This is a genomic window from Streptomyces sp. NPDC048278 (assembly GCF_040652195.1).
Classification (GTDB): domain Bacteria; phylum Actinomycetota; class Actinomycetes; order Streptomycetales; family Streptomycetaceae; genus Streptomyces.
In genome coordinates, this window is record NZ_JBEZLP010000009.1 from 315759 (window position 1) to 335239 (window position 19481).

General features: G+C 71.8%; 15 protein-coding genes and 1 pseudogene. 10 read left to right on the plus strand and 6 right to left on the minus strand.

The features are described from left to right. Nucleotides 1–158 precede the first annotated feature (158 nt). Complete coding sequence (asnB, locus tag AB0D74_RS18940; RefSeq protein WP_362587553.1) at nt 159–1997, plus strand: asparagine synthase (glutamine-hydrolyzing); 1839 nt, start codon at nt 159–161, stop codon at nt 1995–1997. Here asnB and AB0D74_RS18945 read toward each other — a convergent pair. Next, the gene (locus tag AB0D74_RS18945; protein ID WP_362587556.1) at nt 1970–3571 is read right to left on the minus strand and encodes an alpha/beta hydrolase; all 1602 of its coding nucleotides are present in this window, start codon (nt 3569–3571) and stop codon (nt 1970–1972) included. The two genes, asnB and AB0D74_RS18945, sit on opposite strands and share 28 nt — an antisense overlap. Before the next feature lie 303 nt (nt 3572–3874). Here AB0D74_RS18945 and AB0D74_RS18950 point away from each other — a divergent pair, with 303 nt between their 5' ends. The 3 genes from AB0D74_RS18950 (at nt 3875) to AB0D74_RS18960 (ending at nt 6458) form a co-directional block, all read left to right on the plus strand. Further along, nucleotides 3875–4534, plus strand: coding sequence for a chaplin (locus tag AB0D74_RS18950; RefSeq protein ID WP_362587559.1), 660 nt, complete (start codon nt 3875–3877; stop codon nt 4532–4534). A gap of 209 nt (nt 4535–4743) precedes the next feature. Further along, nucleotides 4744–5598, plus strand: coding sequence for a GNAT family N-acetyltransferase (locus tag AB0D74_RS18955; RefSeq protein WP_362587562.1), 855 nt, complete (start codon nt 4744–4746; stop codon nt 5596–5598). Between the two features lie 74 nt (nt 5599–5672). Further along, complete coding sequence (locus AB0D74_RS18960; RefSeq protein ID WP_362587565.1) at nt 5673–6458, plus strand: GNAT family N-acetyltransferase; 786 nt, start codon at nt 5673–5675, stop codon at nt 6456–6458. A 126-nt stretch (nt 6459–6584) separates the two neighbouring features. On the opposite strand, the gene AB0D74_RS18965 is transcribed toward AB0D74_RS18960, so the two are convergent. Next, nucleotides 6585–6848, minus strand: coding sequence for a GlsB/YeaQ/YmgE family stress response membrane protein (locus AB0D74_RS18965; protein ID WP_362587568.1), 264 nt, complete (start codon nt 6846–6848; stop codon nt 6585–6587). 217 nt (nt 6849–7065) lie between these two features. On the opposite strand from AB0D74_RS18965, the gene AB0D74_RS18970 reads away from it, so the two are divergent. Next, the gene (locus tag AB0D74_RS18970) at nt 7066–8496 is read left to right on the plus strand and encodes a hydrolase (protein WP_362587571.1); all 1431 of its coding nucleotides are present in this window, start codon (nt 7066–7068) and stop codon (nt 8494–8496) included. On the opposite strand, the gene AB0D74_RS18975 is transcribed toward AB0D74_RS18970, so the two are convergent. After that, a complete protein-coding gene (locus tag AB0D74_RS18975) occupies nt 8483–11230 on the minus strand; it encodes a sugar-binding domain-containing protein (protein ID WP_362587574.1) in 2748 nt (915 codons plus the stop codon). The genes AB0D74_RS18970 and AB0D74_RS18975 overlap by 14 nt on opposite strands. A gap of 112 nt (nt 11231–11342) precedes the next feature. Then, nucleotides 11343–12530: an ROK family transcriptional regulator gene (locus AB0D74_RS18980; RefSeq protein ID WP_362587577.1), complete on the minus strand. Its 1188-nt coding sequence runs from the start codon at nt 12528–12530 to the stop codon at nt 11343–11345. Nucleotides 12531–12669: 139 nt separating this feature from the next. Between AB0D74_RS18980 and AB0D74_RS18985 the strand changes: the two genes are divergently transcribed. From AB0D74_RS18985 to AB0D74_RS18995, 3 genes and pseudogenes are all read left to right on the plus strand, one after another. Further along, nucleotides 12670–14139 carry an APC family permease gene (locus AB0D74_RS18985; RefSeq protein ID WP_362587580.1) on the plus strand — a complete coding sequence of 490 codons (1470 nt, stop codon included), beginning with the start codon at nt 12670–12672 and terminating at the stop codon, nt 14137–14139. Nucleotides 14140–14199: 60 nt separating this feature from the next. Next, a pseudogene (locus AB0D74_RS18990) lies at nt 14200–14739 on the plus strand (GNAT family N-acetyltransferase). Between the two features lie 55 nt (nt 14740–14794). After that, nucleotides 14795–15562 (plus strand): metalloregulator ArsR/SmtB family transcription factor, encoded by a 768-nt coding sequence (locus AB0D74_RS18995; RefSeq protein WP_362587637.1) that lies wholly within the window; start codon nt 14795–14797, stop codon nt 15560–15562. Nucleotides 15563–15639: 77 nt separating this feature from the next. Here the strand turns inward: AB0D74_RS18995 and AB0D74_RS19000 are convergent, their stop codons facing one another. After that, nucleotides 15640–16080, minus strand: a complete 441-nt coding sequence (locus AB0D74_RS19000; RefSeq protein WP_362587583.1) for an SPW repeat protein — start codon at nt 16078–16080, stop codon at nt 15640–15642. 194 nt (nt 16081–16274) lie between these two features. On the opposite strand from AB0D74_RS19000, the gene AB0D74_RS19005 reads away from it, so the two are divergent. Further along, complete coding sequence (locus tag AB0D74_RS19005) at nt 16275–16475, plus strand: hypothetical protein (RefSeq protein WP_362587586.1); 201 nt, start codon at nt 16275–16277, stop codon at nt 16473–16475. On the opposite strand, the gene AB0D74_RS19010 is transcribed toward AB0D74_RS19005, so the two are convergent. After that, on the minus strand, nt 16464–19010 hold the full coding sequence (locus tag AB0D74_RS19010; protein WP_362587589.1) for a SpoIIE family protein phosphatase: 2547 nt from the start codon (nt 19008–19010) through the stop codon (nt 16464–16466). The two genes, AB0D74_RS19005 and AB0D74_RS19010, sit on opposite strands and share 12 nt — an antisense overlap. Before the next feature lie 283 nt (nt 19011–19293). Between AB0D74_RS19010 and AB0D74_RS19015 the strand changes: the two genes are divergently transcribed. Then, nucleotides 19294–19481: alcohol dehydrogenase catalytic domain-containing protein (locus AB0D74_RS19015; protein ID WP_362587592.1), on the plus strand; the 188-nt coding region annotated here is incomplete at its 3' end.

Consider the following 19481-nt stretch of genomic DNA (forward strand, 5'->3'; position numbering starts at 1 on the left):
TACTCCGTTCGTGTTACAGCCAGGTTGACCGGCCGAGGTCCCGGGCGCACGCTCGCTATATAGGTGCTGAATACAAGTGGTTCGCTCGGGCAATTGCCTCCACCGCGGAACCGCAGGTGGCGCGCATGGCCCGGCTGACCGGCAGCAGGAGGTAGCACATGTGTGGCATCACCGGCTGGGTCTCCTTCGACCGTGACCTCACCACCGAGCAGCGCGCATTGGATGCAATGACGGAGACCATGGCCTGCCGCGGCCCCGACGACCGGGGCACCTGGAGCGAGGGCCCCGCCGCCCTGGGGCACCGCCGGCTCGCGATCATCGACCTGCCCGGCGGGCGCCAGCCGATGACCGTCCGCACCCCGGACGGCACCGTCGCGATGGTCTACTCCGGCGAGGCCTACAACTTCACCGAGCTGCGCCGCGAACTCGCCGCCCGCGGACACGAGTTCACCACCGACTCGGACACCGAGGTCGTGCTCCGCGGCTACGTGGAATGGGGAGACGCCGTCGCCGAGCGGCTCAACGGCATGTACGCCTTCGCCGTCTGGGACGGCCGGCACGACAAGCTCGTGATGATCCGCGACCGCATGGGCATCAAGCCCTTCTACCTGTACCCGACCCCGGACGGCGTCCTGTTCGGCTCCGAGCCCAAGGCGATCCTGGCCAACCCGCTGGTCCGCCCCCGGGTCGGCCTGGACGGCCTGCGCGAGCTGTTCACCATGGTGAAGACCCCCGGCCGCGCCGTGTGGGACGGCATGCGCGAGGTGGAACCCGGCACCGTGGTCACCGTCGACCGCCGCGGCCTGCGCACCCGCGCCTACTGGCGGCTGGAGACCCGCCCGCACCCCGACGACCGGGACACCACCGTCGCCACCGTCCGTGAACTCCTCGACGACATCGTGCGCCGCCAGCTGGTCGCCGACGTGCCCCGCTGCACCCTGCTCTCCGGCGGCCTCGACTCCTCCGCCATGACCGCGCTCGCCGCCCGTCAGCTCGCCGCGCACGGCGAGAAGGTCCGCAGCTTCGCCGTCGACTTCGTCGGCCGGACCGACAACTTCGTCGCCGACGAACTGCGCTCCACCCCCGACACGCCCTTCGTGCACGACGTGGCCCGCCTGGCCCGCACCGACCACCAGGACATCGTCCTCGACGTGGCCAGCCTCGCCGACCCCGCGGTCCGCGAGCGGGTGATCCGGGCCCGCGACCTGCCGGCCGGCTTCGGCGACATGGACACCTCGCTCCTGCTGCTCTTCCGGGCCGTCCGCGACCAGTCAACCGTCGCGCTGTCCGGCGAGTCCGCCGACGAGGTGTTCGGCGGCTACCTGCAGTTCTTCGACGAGGGGGCCCGCACCGCCGACACCTTCCCCTGGCTCTTCCAGTTCGCCCGCCACTTCGGCGACGACGCCGGCGTCCTGCGCCCGGACCTCGCCAAGTCCCTCGACCTGGAGCACTACATCGCCGACTCCTACCACGCGGCCCTCACCGGCATCGAGCGCCTGGACGGCGAGAGCGACTTCGAGTACCGGATGCGGCGCATGAGCTACCTGCACCTCACCCGCTTCGTCCGTATCCTGCTCGACCGCAAGGACCGGACGAGCATGGCCGTCGGCCTGGAGGTCCGGGTGCCGTTCTGCGACCACCGGCTCGTCGAGTACGTCTACAACGCGCCCTGGGCCCTCAAGTCCTTCGACGGCCGCGAGAAGACCCTGCTCCGCGAGGCCACCCGCGACGTCCTCCCGCAGTCCGTGTACGACCGGGTCAAGAGCCCCTACCCCTCCACCCAGGACCCGGAGTACGGCCGCGCCCTCCAGGAGCAGGTCAAGGACCTGGTGGCCCGGCCCGACCACCGGGTCTTCGACCTCGTCGACCGCGACAAGGCCGACCAGGCGGCGCACCGGCCCGAGCTGAGCACCCAGGCCGACCGGCGCGGCCTGGAACGCACCCTCGACCTGGCCCACTGGATCGACCTCTACGACCCGGAACTCACCCTGTCCTGAGGGCAGGAGCTGCCGTCGGGCGGCAGCGTGCCGTACAGCAGGAAGTCGTCGACCTTCCCGTGCACGCAGGTCGACGACGTGTACCCGGTGTGCCCGTCACCCCTGTTGTCCAGCACCACGGCCGAAGGACCGAGCCGCCTCGCCGTCTCGACCGTCCAGCTGTACGGCGTCGCCGGGTCACCGCGGGTGCCCACGAGCAGCATCCGCGCGGAGGGCACGTCCTTCACCTTCTCGCGGATGAAGTCCGTACCGCGCGGCCGGCCGTAGCAGAGCAGCACCTGCGTCAGCCGGAACCGGCCGAACACCGGGGACGCCCGCTGGTACTCCTTGTCCAGCCGGGCGACATCCCGGGTGAGCCGCGAGGCGCTCGGCCGGTCCGGGTCGTCGGCGCAGTTGATGGCCATCAGCGCCGCCGACAGGTTGTCCACGGGGATGTCCGCGCTGTCCACGAGCCCGCCGGCCGGCCGGTGCCCGTGCGGCAGCGCGGAGCCGCCGGACGCGACGTTCTGCACTCCCCGGGTGTCCCCGTCCTCGATCAGCGAGGCCAGTGCCCGCTCCAGCACCGGCCACAGCTCCTTGCCGTAGAGCCCCTGCCCGAGGGCGCCCACGAGGTCCTGGCCGGTGAACGGGCCGCCGAAGTCGGAGGGCACCGGGTCCTGGTCGAGGGAGCGCACCAGCTTCACGACCGCCTCGCCCGCCTTGCGCCGGTCCTGCCCGAACGGGCACCCCAGGCCGGCGACGCACCAGTCCAGGAAGTCGTCCAGCGCCGTCTGCTGCCCCCGGGCCCCGGCCACCCCCTGCTCGGCCAGCGACTCGGTCAGCGTGTCCACGCCGTCCAGCGCCATCCGGCCCACGTTGTGCGGGAACTGCGCCGCGTACACCGCGCCGAGCCTGGTGCCGTAGGAGAAACCCAGGTAGTTGAGCTTCTTGTCGCCGAGCGCCTGACGGATGACGTCCAGGTCCCGGGAGGCGTTCACGGTGCCTATGTGGGACAGCACGGGGCCGGAGTTCCTGGTGCACCGCACCGTGAGCTGCTTCAGCTCCTTCATCAGGGCATCGGGACGCGCTATGTCGGGCGGCTCGTCGGCGCTCGCGCCGTCGCCGTCCGAGGTGCCGCCGATACCGTCGCCGCAGCTGACGGGGGAGGAGCGGCCGACCCCGCGCGGGTCGAAGCCGACCACGTCGTAGCCGTTGGTCAGGCCCATGAACTGCTTGCCGTCCTGGCCGAGCTGGCTGACGCCCGAGCCGCCCGGGCCGCCGAAGTTCAGCAGCACCGAGCCCTGCGACTTCCCGGTCGCCCGGTAGCGGGACAGCGCCAGATCGAGGGTGCCCGCGGCCGGCCGCGCGTAGTCGAGGGGGACGGTCACCCTGGCGCACTGCATGTCCTTGGGCAGCGCGTCGTCCCGGCACGCCGTCCACCTGGCGTGCTGCCGATAGAACCGGGTCAGGTCCGGCTGTTCCCCGCCGGCGGCGGCCGTGGTCGCGGGCAGCCCTGCGCCCAGCAGCGCCAGCGCCACGGCGCCGGCGCCGGCGCAGCACCGCAGGGCGGGCCGGGTGCGGGGCACGGCAGGCATCGGGGGCCTCCAGGGACGCTCCGTGGCGGACCGGACACAGGGCTTTCGCTCACCATAAGCGGGCTCCGCGGGGCCCGCCTCCCGGCGAGCGGGGCGGGCCGGGGGCGTACTCTGCGCGCCGCCGCCCCCTCTCGATGCCCTTGCATACTTTGGCCGCCGGTTCGACCTGGGTGTCGCTCGATCGGGTGAAATATGGATAAGCCATAACTCGCATGGTTCGTCCGCGTTTTAACCGTTGCGGGCGAGCGCCCGTAATCATGTCTGGAAGGCAGGGAACCTATGAAACGGGTTACCCGAAACGGTGTGATCGCCGTCGCTGCCGCCTCCGGTGCGATGGCCATGGCGGTTCCGGCCTGGGCCGACGCGAGCGCGGACGGTACTGCGGCCGGTTCACCCGGGGTGGTGTCCGGCAACGGTATCCAGTTGCCGGTCGATCTCCCGGTGAACGTGTGCGGGAACACCGTGAACGTGGTGGGGCTGCTGAACCCGGCGGCCGGCAACACCTGTGTGAACGAGGGCGGCGGCGACGCCGCCGACAGCGCGCCCGCCGGCTCGGTCACGTCCGGCGGGTCGTCCGCGCAGGGCGCCGAGGAGGGCTCGCCCGGGGTGGTGTCCGGCAACGGCATCCAGTTGCCGGTCGACCTCCCGGTGAACGTCAGCGGCAACAGCGTCAACGTGGTGGGCGTCCTGAACCCGACCATGGGCAACACCTCGGTGAACACCTCCGGCGACCACCCGAGCCCGCCGAAGACCACCACCCCGGAGCCGCCCAAGGTCAAGCCGCCGGCCCCGCCCAAGGCCCACCACGAGCCCGAGGCGCACGACCCCGTCGCGCCGCCGGCCCAGGCGACCCTCGCCCACACCGGCACGGACCTCACCGGCGCCGCCCTGGCGGGCAGCGCGGCGCTGCTGCTCGCCGGGACCGCCCTGTACCGGCGCTTCCGCCCGGGCCGGACGCGCTGACCGGCCGGAGTGATACCGGAGCGGGCTGACGCACCGCGCATCGCCAGGCCCCACCGGACCCGACCGGTGGGGCCTCCGCCGTTCCCGCGCGCGGCACGTCAACGGCTTGATCCCGTCGTGGCACGGTGCACGGTGATCGGGAAGGATGCTGCGGGCGCGCGGCGCCGGTCGCCGTGCGGTCGGACCCCGTTACGGAATGGAGCGCATCGATGACCTCTCCGGCCCCCCAGGACCTCGTCGTCACCCGGGCCACCCCCGACGACTGGCCGGTGATCGTCGGCTGGGCGGCCGACGAGGGCTGGAACCCCGGGCTGTCGGACAGCGCCGCCTTCTTCGCCCAGGACCCCGACGGGTTCTTCGTCGGCCGGGTCGACGGCGAACCGGTGTCGGCCATCTCCGTCGTCAACCACGGCGCCGACTACGCCTTCCTGGGCTGGTACCTGGTCCGCCCCGACCTGCGCGGCCAGGGCCACGGCCTCACCACCTGGAAGACCGCACTCGCCCATGCCGGCAACCGCACCGTCGGCCTGGACGGCGTGGTGGCCCAGCAGGACAACTACCGCCAGTCCGGCTTCGAACTCGCCTACCGCACCGCCCGGTTCGTGGGCGAGGCCCCCGCCGCCGAGACCCCGGCCGGCGTCCGGCCCGCCCGCGCCGCCGACCTGGCCGCCGTCACGGCGTACGACAGTGCCTGCTGCCCGGCCGACCGGCCGCGCTTCGTGGCCGCGTGGCTGACCGGCACCGGGCACCGGGCGTTCGTCCGCCACGACGGCGACCGCCTCACCGGTTACGGCGTGATCCGCCCCGGCCGCGACACCCTGCGCATCGGACCCCTCTTCGCCGACAGCGCCGAGGACGCCCGCGCCCTGTTCACCGCGCTCACCGCCGAGGCGGCGGGCGACCAGGTCGCCATCGACGTACCCGGGACCAGCACGGCGGGCGTCGCCCTCGTCGAAGCGGCCGGCTTCGTCCCCTCGTTCGAGACCGCCCGCATGTACACCGGCCCGGTCCGCGACCACGCCCAGGAGCGGGTCTTCGGGGTCACGACGCTCGAACTGGGCTGACCGCCGCCCCGCACACCCGGCCGCCACCTGGTAATTCTGTTGCAGCCGTCGTGCCCGGATGGTGGAGTGCCGGGATGGATCACAGAACCGTGCTCGCCCTGTACGACCGCGACATGCGCGAAGGCGCCCGGCCCGACGGGCCCGGCGCCCGGATCGAGCGGACGGGCGCGGTGGTGCGCCAGGTGGCGGACGCCGAGGGGTGGAACGGCGTTCTCTGGTCGGACCTGGACGAGGCGACCGCCGATCGTGCGATCGCCGAGCAGATCGAGTTCTTCGCCGCCCAGGGGCGGGAGTTCGAGTGGAAGGTCTATGGCCACGACCGGCCCTCGGACCTCGGTGACCGGCTCGCCGCCGCCGGGTTCGGGGCGGAGCCGGAGGAGACGCTGATGGTCGGCGAGGTCGCCCGGCTGACCCTCGACACGAGGCTGCCGGACGGCGTGCGTGTGGTGCCCGCCACGGACCGGGCGGGCATCGAACTCGTGGTGGACGTGCACGAGAAGGCGTTCGGCACCGACGGCTCGGCGCTCCGGCACCAGCTGCTGACGCGGCTCGCCGAGCAGCCGGACACCATGGTCGCGCTGGTCGTGCTCGCCGGGGACGAACCGGTCAGCGCCGCCCGGGTCGAGCTGGTGCCAGGGGCGAGGTTCGCCGGACTGTGGGGCGGTGGCACGGTGGAGGAGTGGCGCGGACGCGGTGTGTACCGCGCTCTCGTCGCCCACCGGGCCCGCGTCGCCGCCGCGCACGGCTGCCGGTACCTCCAGGTGGACGCGTTGCCGACGAGCAGGCCGATCCTGGAGCGGCTGGGCTTCCACGCCCTGAGCACGACCACGCCGTATCTCTCTCCGCCCTCTCCGCGGTAAGCGGCAGGAGGCAGGAGGCAAAAGCAACCGGCGACCGGCGCCGTACGACCGACCGCCGCAGGACGCGCCCGCGCGGCGGGACCGCACCACCCGGTGCGGTCCCGCCGCGCCCGAGGCGCGCTCAGGTCACCGGCGCGCCTTGCTGCGGTCCAGTGCCGCGATGCCCAGCGCCGCCAGGGCGATCTGGATGAACCACTCGATCCAGTCGGGGCCCTTGGTGTCGGCCACGCCGAAGCCCGCCGCGAGCGCCGAACCCAGCAGTGCCGCCACGATGCCGACGACGATGGTCCACAGGACACCGATGTGCTGGCGGCCGGGGACGACCAGGCGCCCCAGCACACCGATGATGAGCCCGATGATGATGGCGCTGATGATGCCCGAGATCTCCATTTCCGCCCCTCTTCGTCTGTACCCCGCTGCAGTCCAATCTGCCCGCTGAATCCGGCGACAGTCCCGTCCGGTTGTTACAGCGGTTTTCTGTTCACCGACCGGACATGCCATGTACCTTTCAAGGAGTCGACGCGTGTAGAAATCTCAAGCACGTTCTACGCGCGCAGAGTTGGCGCCCGCACCGCCTCTACCCCACCCCCTCACGGAGGTTCGCCGGATGCTTGGATCCAGCAGATCCCGCCACAGACTCACCACCGCCCTGGCCGGGTTCGGACTGCTCGTCACAGGAGCCGCCCTCCAGGTCGGCACGGCCGCCGCCCCCGCCCACGCGGCCACCACCTACCGCGTCCTGTTCGACGACGGCCACGCCGAGGAGGCCGGCAACGCGGACTGGATCATCTCCACCAGCAAGCCCGACCCGCTCGCCCAGGACTCCTCCCCGTCCTCGGAGACCGACTGGACCGGCGCGCTCTCCTCGTGGGGCGTGGCCCTCCAGAAGACCGGCAGCTACAGCATGAAGACCGCGACCAGCGCGCTCACCTACGGCGGCTCGTCGACGACCGACCTGTCGAACTTCGACGCGCTGGTGCTGCCCGAGCCGAACACCCTGTTCACGACCGCCGAGAAGACGGCGATCATGAACTTCGTGAAGGCCGGCGGCGGGCTGTTCATGATCTCGGACCACACCGGGGCCGACCGCAACAGCGACGGCGAGGACGCGGTCGAGATCCTCAACGACCTGATGACCAACAACAGCGTCGACTCGACCGACCCCTTCGGTTTCTCGATCGACTCGCTCGACATCAGCTCCGGCTACCCGGCCGCGATCAGCGACAGCAGTGACCCGGTGCTGAACGGCTCCTTCGGCACGGTCACCAAGAGCCTGATCGCCGACGGGACGACGGCGACGCTCAAGCCGTCCGACAACTCGGCCGTCAAGGGGCTCGTCTACCGCAGCGGCTACTCCGGCAACACCGGCGCCTTCTTCGCCACCAGCACCTTCGGCAGCGGGCGGGTCGCGTTCTGGGGCGACAGCTCCCCGATCGACGACGGCACCGGCCAGTCCGGCAACACGCTGTACGACGGCTGGAACGACACCGGCGCCACCAACGCGGCCCTCGCCCTCAACGCCACCGCCTGGCTCACCGGCGCGTCCAGCGGCAGCAGTGGCGGCGGCGGGGGTGGCGGCGGCACCTGCACCTCCGCCCAGCTCCTCGGCAACCCCGGCTTCGAGTCCGGCAACACCACCTGGACCGCCAGCAGCGGGGTCATCACCAACTCCAGCAGCGAGGCGGCCCGCACCGGCTCCTACAAGGCCTGGCTCGACGGCTACGGGTCCGCGCACACCGACACGCTGTCCCAGTCGGTGACCATTCCGTCCGGCTGCTCCGCGACGCTCAGCTTCTATCTGCACATCGACACCGCGGAGACCACCACCAGCACCGCCTACGACAAACTGACGGTCACCGCCGGATCCACCACCCTGGCCACGTACTCCAACCTCAACGCGGCCTCCGGATACGTCCTCAAGAGCTTCGACGTCTCCTCCCTGGCCGGCACCACGGCCACCATCAAGTTCACCGGTGTCGAGGGCTCGACCCTCCAGACGTCCTTCGTCGTCGACGACACCGCGCTCAACGTGAGCTGAGCGGGACGGACGGTTCCGGCAGGTCCGCCGGAACCGTCCGCTCCACCGCGTTCCAGCCGGAGACCCGCACCTGGGGCGCCGAGCCGTGCAGGTCGGCGGTGCGGTAGGCGGCAGTCAGTGTTGCCGACTCGCCCGGCCAGAGGCTGACCTCGTTGTCCGACCACCGGACCGGCAGCACGGGCTTGCCGTCGGCGTCGACCAGGTGGACGTCCGTCAGCAGCGCGGGCGTCTTCCCGGTGCCCGAGTTGCGGACGGTGACCGTGGTGGTCGAGGTGCCGTCGGCGTCCGTCGTCGAGGCCGTCGCCGTGACCGGGACCTGGGCCATCGAGGACAGCCCGGTCAGGTCGGCGTAGCTCGTCGTCGGCGTGTGCCACCAGTCGGTCTTCGCCCAGTCGAGGGTGTCGGACCTGGTGGAGAGCCAGTAGACGTTGCGGCTCACCTCCTTGCCGTCGGCGTCGGTGAGGACCAGCCGCGCCAGGTACGTGGACGCCAGCCCGGACACCGACGCCGGCAGGGTCAGCGCGGTGCTGTGCGCGCCGTCGCCCTGCACCGAGACGCCGGTGACGGTCTTGTCGTACTTCTGGGTGCCGTCGGGGTTGAAGAGGGTGGCCCGCGCGGTGAGCCCGGAGACCGGCGTGTGCCGGTTGTTCACCACGGCCACCGAGCGGTCGTCGTAGGAGTACTGGACGTGCAGCGGCTCGTTGGCCTTCTTCGCGCCGAAGTAGGCGCCGCCCTGGTCGAGGTAACGGTCCATCAGCTGCCAGTGCAGGGACGTCCAGCCGCTGTTGAACATCCAGTAGACCACCCCGGTCGACGGCTTCGAGGCGTCGGTCTGGTTGCGCTCGTACGCCTCGTACTGGGCGCGGACGTTCTCGTACTGGGCGAGCTGCGCCTTCCTGACGTAGTCGGTGAGGCTCTTCGGGGCGCCGTAGCGGCCGGTGAGGGCGGCGTCGTAGACCTTCAGGGTGCCGAAGGTGGCGGACGGCGAGCGGTGGTACTGCTTGGCGTCCGGGTCCTTCCAGAGGGTGTCGAGTTCGGCCGGGGTCATCATCCGGCGCAGCGTGTCGAGGGTGGGGATGTCCGGGCCCGCGCTGGTCTCCGAGTTGAAGCCGGTGGCGCCGCCCTCGCGCTTGGCGTACCAGTAGCCCGGCGGGACCCAGTCGTAGGGGCCGGTCATCTTCATGCCCGAACTGCCCAGCTGGGGGGCCGACTTGTCCGAGGCGGCGGGAACCACCGGGACCGCCCAGTCGGCGGCGTCCAGAGCGTCCAGATAGTTCTTCTCGATCTTCGCGTCGGGCGCGGCGTCGCTGCCGATCAGGAAGGAGACCACGCTCGGGTGGTCCCGCAGCCGGGCGGCCTCGGCGGCCATCGAGGCCTGGGCGACCTGGTAGTCGGCGGCGGTCCACTTCTCGCCGCTCTCGCCGGGGTTGGTCTGCCCCTCCCACTTGTCGCAGCACTCCCAGCCCGGGAGGGTGAGGACGCCGAGGCGGTCGGCGAGGTCGAAGAACTCGTCGGGCTCGACGTGGCCTTCCAGCCGGATGGCGTTCAGGCCCAGGTCGAGGGCGTACTTCAGGCGGTCCTCGGCATAGCCGCGGTCCCAGCGCAGGAACTCGTCCGGTGACCAGCCGCCGCCCTTGATCAGCAGCCGGCGGCCGTTGACCGCGTACTGGCGGGCGCCGTCGGAGTTCAGCGGGGCCCGGACGTCCCGGACGCCGAAGCTCTCGTGGGCGGTGTCCGAGGCCGTGCCGGCGACGGAGGCGGTGAGGTCGAGGTCGTAGAGCGGCTGGCCGCCCATGCCGGCCGGCCACCACACCTTGGGGTCCGTGAGGTGCAGGCCCGGGGCGTCGTCGGGGGTGAAGGTGACGGTCCTGCTCTGGTGGGCCGCCAGCTCGACCGATCTGGTGAGCGGCACCCCGGCGACGGTGCCGGAGACCTCGGCGGTGACCGGCGCGTCCGAGTCGTTGCGGGCCTGTGCCTTCACCGTCAGGTCGGCCGTCGCCAGGGACGGCACCGCGAGCTTCGTCATCACGTGCGTGTCGCGCAGCGCGACCGGGCCGCCGCGCCGGACCAGGACGTCCCGGACGATGCCCATGTTCTGGTCGGGCGGCGGCTGGAGCCAGTCCAGCCAGCCCATGGTGAGGTTCTTGTTCGGGTTGTTGGGCTGGATGCGGAAGGCGACCGTGTTCGTGCCGGCCTTCACGAGCGAGGTGACGTCCAGTTCGTGCCGCGTGTAGGCGCCGGTGACATCGGCGGCGGTCGCGACCTGACGGCCGTTCACATACACGTCGGCCGCCGAGATCACCCCGCTGAAGTCCAGGTAGGTGCGCTGCGCGGGGTCGGCCACCGTGAAGTCGCTGCGGTACCACCAGGGCACCTGGAAAGGCGATTTGGGGATCTTCTGGAGGTTGGTGGAGACGAACGGGTCGTCGTAGACGCCGTCGGCGAGGAGCGCGGCCAGGACCGTGGAGCGGGGCCCCGCCGGATACCAGCCCTGCGTCGGGTAGCCGGGGGAGGAGACCGCCGCCGCCGAGTCGCCCACGTCGGCCGTGGACCGGATCGCGTACCCGGACAGCGGGGTCTCGGACCCGGCGGCGGACGGCACACGGGTGATCCGGCCGGGCCCGTGGGCCGGGTCGCGGGCCCCGGCCCAGGCGCTGGTGTTGAGTGAGCAGAGCAGTCCCAGGGCCACGGCGGCCGTGGCGAGGCGGTGTCCGGGGGCACGGCGAGGGAACACGATGGTCTCCAGGCTCGTAAAGTTAGGAAACTTTACTAACCCGGCTCAAGCTAGGGTGCCGCGGAGGCGGTGTCAATCACCGTGGGGCCCGCGCGAGTTGGCGCCGCCGCGGTCAGGAAGCGCCCGACCGGCGCTCGAACACCAGGTCACGGGCGGTGCCCAGGGCGGTCGCCACCGCGCCGAGGAGCACCGCGTCCTCGCCGAGCCCGCTGGGCGCCAGCTTCGGGCGCAGCGGGGTGAGGGTGCGCAGATGCTCCCGCACGGGACGCAGCAGCAGGTCGACGCTGTGGCCCACACCGCCGCCGAGCACCACCAGGTCGGGGTCGAGCACGGCCGCTGCCGCCGCCACCGTGTGCGCGATCCGCTCGCCCTCAAGACGTACCGCCTCGGCGGCGACCTCGTCGCCCTGACGGGCCGCGTCGAACACGGACTTCGCGGTGAGCTGCCCGGTCATCCCCAGCCGCCGCGCCGTCTCCACCACGGCCACCCCCGACACCGCGTCCTCCAGCCGCTCCGGTCCCCGCTGCCGCCCCGGCCAGGGCAGGAACCCTATCTCCCCGGCCAGCCCGTGCGCCCCGGTGAACAGCCGCCCCTCGCTGACCACGCCCATCCCGAGGTCGGTGCCGATCATGATGTACGCGAAGAGCCGGCTGCCCGCCCCGACGCCGTACGTGTACTCGCCGAGGGCCGCCAGGTTCGCGTCGTTGTGCACCTCCAGCGGGACGCCCAGCTCCTCGCGCATCCGGTCGAACAGGCCCGCGCGTCCCCAGCCGGGCAGATGCATCGCGTACCGCACCCGGCGCTGCCGCTCGTCGTACACGCCCGGCGTGCCCACCACCCCGTGCACCACCTCGGCCGGATCCACCCCGGAGTTGGCGACCACCTGCCGGGCGGTCGCGACCAGCAGGTCGGCCATCGCTCCCGAACCCCGGGCCCGGTTGCGCACGTCGGAGCGGGCGACCAGGGTGCCGTCGAGATCGGCGACCGCGACCCGCAGCCAGCTCCGGCCCACGTCGATGCCGAGCGCGAACCCGGCCGCCGGGTCGGGCGCGTACAGGACCGCGGTGCGACCGCGCTCCGGCACGTGGGTACCGACCTCGTGGACCAGGCCCGCCGACTCCAGCGCGGCCAGCGCGCTGGACACCGTCGGCTTCGACAGGCCCGTCTCGCGGGCCAGTTGGGCGCGGGAGGCGGAACCGAGCAGGCGCAGCCGGTCCAGCAGCAGCCGCTCGTTGGCGCTGCGCAGGCGCCGCCGGCTCCAGGGCTGCTCCTGCTCCTCTACGACGTCGCTGGCGGCCATCGCACCATTCTCACCGATTCCCGACGCATACTTGACGCATCTAGTAAGGCTCCTTAACTTTATCGGCCATCCCGCCGAGTCGGCACCCGCCCGTCGTACGTGCCCCGCCCACCTCCCCGTGTCTCGCCCAGGAGCCCCCATGTCCGCTGGTCCCGGTAGTCCCGTCGCCCCGGGCAGTGCCCCGCCGAACGGCGGTTTCGTCCGCCGCGTGGGTCTGTTCCAGGCCACCGCCATCAACATGAGCCAGATGTGCGGCATCGGCCCGTTCGTCACCATTCCGCTGATGGTCGCCGCGTTCGGCGGCCCGCAGGCCGTCATCGGCTTCGTCGCGGGCGCCGTGCTCGCGCTCTGCGACGGCCTCGTCTGGGCCGAGCTCGGCGCCGCGATGCCCGGCTCCGGCGGCAGTTACGTCTATCTGCGCCAGGCCTTCCAGTACCGCACCGGACGCCTGATGCCGTTCCTGTTCGTGTGGACGGCGATGCTCTTCATCCCGCTGATCATGTCCACCGGCGTGGTCGGCTTCGTCCAGTACCTGGGCTACCTCGCCCCCGGCCTCGGCCAGACCTCCGGGGACCTGATCGGGCTCGGTGTCATCGCCCTGGTGGTGCTCCTGCTCTGGCGCGGCATCGAGCACATCGCCCGGATCACCGCCGTCATGTGGACGGTGATGATCGCCTCGGTGCTGCTGGTGATCGCCGCCGCGGCCAGCGACTTCAGCCCGCACCTGGCCTTCACCTACCCGGCCCACGCCTTCGACCTGACCAGCGACCACTTCTGGCTCGGCTTCGCCGCGGGCCTGACCATCGGCATCTACGACTACCTCGGCTACAACACGACCGCGTACATGGGCGCCGAGATCAAGGACCCCGGCCGCGTCCTGCCGCGCTCCATCCTCTTCTCGATCGTCGGTATCATGGCGATCTACCTGCTGCTCCAGATCGGCACGCTCGGCGTCATCGACTGGCACCGCATGACGAACCCGGGCGACATCGCCTCGACCTCCGTGGCCTCGGCGGTTCTTGAGAAGACCTGGGGCAAGGGCGCCGCCGACACGGTGACCGTGCTGATCCTGATCACGGCCTTCGCCTCGGTCTTCACCGGCCTGCTCGGCGGCTCCCGGGTGCCCTACGACGCCGCCCGCGACCGCGTCTTCTTCCGCCCCTACGAGAAGCTGCACCCCAGGCACCGCTTCCCGATGCTGGGGCTCGCCACCATGGGCGTGATCACCGCGATCGGCTTCCTGATCGGCCGGCACACCGACCTGGCGACCCTGATCCAGCTGCTCACCACCGTGATGGTGATCGTCCAGGCGCTGGCCCAGATCGTGGCGCTGAGCGTGCTGCGCCGCCGGCAGCCGGCCCTGAAGCGGCCGTACCGGATGTGGCTCTACCCGCTGCCGAGCATCGTCGCCTTCGTCGGCTGGTGCGTGATCTACGGCTACGCCGACCGGAACTCCCCGGGCCGCCACCCCATCGAGTGGTCGCTTGCCTGGCTCGCCCTCGGCGGTGTGGCGTTCCTGGTCTGGGCGCGGCTGGAGAAGGTGTGGCCGTTCGGGGCGAAGGAGATCAGCGAGGAATATGTCGCGCCGGAGGAACCGGCCGTGGTGTAGATTCTCCACCACACGTCAGCCTCACCCGGCGGTCAACTGCCGCCGGGTGAGGCTTTTTTCATGACCGAAACCACTGCCGCGGACGTCGTCGTCCGCCCCGCCGTTCCCGGGGACCGCCCCGTCGTCGACCGTCTGTGGCTGATGTTCCGCCACGACCTGTCCGAGTTCCGTGGACTCCTGCCGAGGCCCGACGGCTCGTTCCGCGACGAGCGCGTCGAGGACGCGTTCCGCGCACCCGACTGGGCGGCATATCTCTTCCTTCTGGGCGAGCACCCGGTCGGCTTCGCCTTCGTCCGGGCGCTGGACGCGCCCGCGCGGGTGCTCAACAGCTTCTTCGTGGTGCGCGGCGCGCGGCGGACCGGCGTCGGGTCGGCCGCCGTCCGCGAGGTGCTCGCGCGGCATCCGGGCCGCTGGGAGATCGCGTTCCAGTACGAGAACCCGGGCGCCGTCGCCTTCTGGCGGCGGGTCGCGGCCGAGGTCGCGGGCGATGCCTGAACGGAGGAGCCCCGGCCGGTGCCGGGCAAGCCGGGGCTGCCGCCGGACGTGTGGATCTCCTTCGACACGGCTCCCCGAACCGCGCCCCGCCGCGGCCGGCATTGACATGCAAGTAATTGCCTGCATAACGTTGGGTGTGCGATCAGAGGACGACAGCGGGATGGACCAGGTCTTCAAGGCGCTGGCCGACGACACCCGCAGACGGCTGCTGGACCGGCTGCACGAGCAGAACGGCCAGACGCTGGGCGAGCTGTGCGAGCGGATCGCGATGACCCGGCAGTCGGTGACCCAGCACCTGGCCGTCCTGGAGGCGGCCAATCTGATCAGCACCGTGCGGCGGGGGCGGGAGAAGCTGCACTACCTCAACCCGGTGCCGCTCCACGAGATCCAGGAGCGGTGGATCGACAAGTTCGAGCGCCCGCGCCTGCGCGCGCTCGGCGACCTGAAGCGAAGAGCCGAGGAAGCCATGAGCGACCAGCCCAGCTATGTCTACGTCACCTACATCGCCAGCACCCCCGAGAGGGTCTGGGACGCCCTCACGGACGCCGACCTGACCGCCGTCTACTGGGGCCACTCCAATGTCTCCGACTGGCGCCCCGGCTCCCGCTGGGAGCACGTCCGCACCGACGGCTCCGGCATCGCCGACGTGGTCGGCACCGTCGTCGAGAGCGACCGTCCGACCCGGCTGGTCACCACCTGGGCCGCGCCCGCGGACGAGGGCGACCGGGGCCGGCACTCCCGGGTCACCTTCGACATCCGCCCGCACGCCGACATCGTCAAGCTCACCGTCACCCACGAGGACCTCAACGACGAGGGCGAACTCCGGGCGATCTCGTCCGGCTGGCCGGCCGTGCTCTCCAACCTGAAGTCCCTCATCGAGACCGGCAGTCCGCTCCCGCAGGAGCCCTGGCTGGTCCCCGGCCGCTGAGCGGGCGCCCGGCGGGGCCGGTCCGCCGTCACCGGACCGGCCCCGCGTCCTCCCTTCCAGAGGAAGTCCGGGTGTGCCTAGGTCATAGGCGTCCGCTTGGCCGCCGAAGCGGCGCACACCAGCCCGAGGCAGAGGGCCAGCGCGCCGATGATGACGTTGTTGATGATGACGCCCTTGTCCGGGCTGCTGCCGACCACCCATGGGGCGATGATCATCCAGATGCCCAGCGCGCACATGGCCCAGCTGAGGCCGTACATGCGCTCCGGCGCCCTGGTGAAGCCCAGTGCCAGCAGGCCTATCGCTATGCCCATGATCAGGTTGTGGGCCACGAGTGAGGGCTGGCTCGCCGTGTAGTGGAGGATCCACGGGGACGCCGCGCAGTACAGACCGAGCAGGAACACCGGTCCGTCCACGAGCGCCACATCACGGCCGCCGAGCATGCGGGCGTAGCGCTCCCGCATCTCGGAGACATCGGGGTGGCTGGTCATGTCACTTCTGCCGTGCGAGACGTTGGCCATGACTCGTCTCCTTCTTGACTTACAGGCCTGACCGCGTCTGGTGCGTGCGGTATACGCCGCTAGATAGCATTGTGCTCTTATTTCTTCTTTATGTGTAGTTCTGGGCCCGGTCGCGCTCCCGCCCGGCATGTCCGCGTCGATCGGGGGCAGCCGGAGGGAAAGGCGAGAACCGACCCGGGAGGTGCAGGGACACGATGGGTGCGAGGGTGCTGGAGCGATTTCCGGCAGGGGCTCCCCGGGGCTCGTGGCCGGCCGAGGAGTACGCGGCGCGGTGCCGGGCCGAGGGCGGGCGGGCGACGGTGGTGATGGACCTCGGCACGGACGCCTTCCTGGTCGTCGTACCGGGGCCGGACGACGACCGGCCGCCCTCCGCGGCGGGCGCCTCAGGCGGGTAGTGACTGCTCGGCCCAGATGGTCTTGCCCCGCGGGTTGTACCGCGTCCCCCAGTTCTGGGCGAGCTGGGTGATGAGGTAGAGGCCGCGTCCGCCCTCGTCCGTGTCCCGGGCGTGCCGCACATGGGGCGAGGTGCTGCTGCCGTCCGAGACCTCGCAGATCAGGCTCCGGTCCCGGATCAGGCGCAGGGTGATCGGCGCTCCGCCGTACCGCAGCGCGTTCGTCACCAGCTCGCTCACGATGAGCTCGGTGGTGAACGACTCCTCCGCCAGCCCCCACCGCGCCAGCTGCCGCACCGTCAGTTCCCGTGCCCGGCCGACCATCTGCTCCTGCGCGCCGATCTCCCAGGTGACATGGGCGTCCGGGGCCAGACCGGTCATCCGGGCCACCAGTACGGCCACGTCGTCCTGGTGGCCCGGCGGCAGCAGCCCGGTGATGAGCGTGTCGCACACGTCCTGCGGAGTCGCGGACGCGGGGGTGCGGGAGAGCGTGGCGCGCATCCGGCGCAGCCCGGTGTCGAAGTCCTGCACCCGCGACTCCAGCAGCCCGTCCGTGTAGAGGACCAGCAGGTCCCCGTCGGCGAGGGCGATCTCGCGCTCCTCGAACACGACACCGCCGAGGCCCAGCGGCGGCCCGCCGGGCAGGTCCACGAAGTCGACCGCGCCGCCCGCGGACACCACCGCCGGGGGCGGATGACCGGCCCGCGCCAGCTGGCACAGCCGCGACACCGGGTCGTACACCGCGTACAGGCAGGTCGCCCCCGTCACCAGGGACGCCTCGTCGCCACGCTCGTCGAGGAACCTGTTCATCTGGTCGTCCAGGTGGGCGAGGAGCTCCACCGGCGACAGGTCGAGATCCGCCAGGGTGCGGACGGCACCGCGCAGCCGGCCCATGGTCACCGCCGACTGCAGACCGTGCCCGACGACATCGCCCACCACGAGGGCCACCCGCGCCCCGGACAGCGGGATCACGTCGAACCAGTCCCCGCCCAGACCGGTGTGCTCGCTGGCCGGCAGATAGCGGGACGCCGTCCGCACCGCCGACGGCGACGGCAGCCGCTGGGGGAGCAGACTGCGCCGCAGGGTCCGGGCCGTCGTCCGCTCCCGGTGGTAGCGGCTGGCGTTGTCGACGCACACCGCGGTACGGGTCACGATCTGCTCGGCGAGCAGCACGTCCTCGGGCTCGAACCGGCGGGGGCTGCGTGAGCGCATGAAGACGGCGGTACCGAGGGCGACACCCCGCGCGAGCATGGGGACCAGCAGCCAGGAGTGCACGTCCGGGCCGGCGCCCGGAGCCCGGCGGGGATCCGCGGCGGCGGAACGCAGCTGCTCGTCCGCGAGGAGGACGGACTCGCCGCTCGCCAGGGCGCGGAGGAACGGCGAGCCGGGCGCCGTCGCCGCCGTGTCGAGGTCGCCCACCCGCACCGCACGCGCCCCGCCGGTGGCCGGGTCCTCGGCGGTCACCCCGTCGGACGCGGCCCGGCGCAGCAGCGGGTGGCGCGGCAGCGGGTGGCGCGGCCGTACGTCGTCGGCGGGCTCCCGGCCACCCGGGCCGTCCCCACCGCTCGCGCCGCCCGCGTCCCCCGAGCTGTCCGCGCTGTCCGTGCCCCCCGCGCCGTCTGAGCCCCCGGCGCCGTCCGTGTCGTCGGTGTCGGAGAAGACGGAGTCCAGCAGGTCGACGTGGCAGGAGTCGGCGAACCACGGCACCGCGACCTCGGCCAGTTCCCGGGCCGTCTGCCACAGGTCCAGGGTGGTGCCGATCCGTGAGCCCGCCTCGTTGGCCAGGACCAGCCGTTCGCGCGAGCGGACCCGCTGGGTCACGTCGGAGACCACATGGGCCAGCGCGATCACGGTCCCGGACGGGTCCCTGAGCGGCAGGATGGACTCCGACCACACGTAGTCGTCGGGCGAACCGGGTACGGGGTGGCCCACCACCTCCGTGTCGAGCAGCGCCGCGCCGGTCTCCAGCACCCTCCGCTGCCGCTCCTCCAGCGCGTCGATGTCCAGCAGACCGGGCGGCGCCATCTCGCGCATCGTGTGCCCGGAGTACTCGGCGTCCTTGAACACCCCGGCGCGCCGCTGCGCGAGGTTCTGGGCCACGAACCGCTGCCGTGTGTCGAAGAGGTCGATGTGGAAGGGGATGTCGGTGAACAGCCCCTGCAACAGGGCGCGACCGAGTTCGAAGGTGCGGTACGCCTCCGCCCCGGCCGCCTGTACGAGCCAGCGCTGCCCGCCGTCCGTGGCGGTGAGGGAACGCACCCAGACCTGGACCTCGACCGGTTCTCCGTCGCGCCGCCGCAGCACCAGCGGCCCCTGGCGGTCCCCCTCCGCCCACCGCCGGACCACGTGCGCGGCCTCGGCGGGATCGTGCAGCAGGCCGTCCGCCCGCCGGCCGAGCACCTCCCGCGCCGGATGGCCGAGCAGCGCCTCGGCGCCCGGGCCCCAGGCCGCCACCCGGCCCTGCGCGTCCAGCAGCGCCTCCGCCTCGCCCCCGGGCTCGGGGAGCTCACCGCGGCCGTCGAAGGTGATGTCGCGCATCCTCACCTCGGGCACATCCGTGCCGGACTCGGGATGTGGGGGTTTGTGGTGTTTGCGCAATAGATGATACCTGCGCACACGACAGTTGCCCCGGGCGCCGACGGCACGCCGGCCGGATCTCCTCGGGGGCGGGGAACCGGCTGACCAGTCACGGCCGGGCCGCGGAGGACGTACTGCCGCATCCTTGACCCCCGCTTCGGCCTCCGCGATGCTGTGTTGCGAACCACGAGATGCGTGCCGTATGGGGCAACATCTCGCCCCCTCTTTCAACCGAGGAGTGGCCATGGCGCAGGAAGTACGCGGCGTGATCGCACCGGGCAAGGGTGAGCCGGTGCGGGTCGAGACGATCGTGGTGCCCGACCCGGGGCCGGGCGAGGCCGTCGTACAGGTGCAGGCCTGCGGGGTCTGTCACACCGATCTGCACTACAGGCAGGGTGGTATCAACGACGAGTTCCCCTTCCTGCTCGGCCA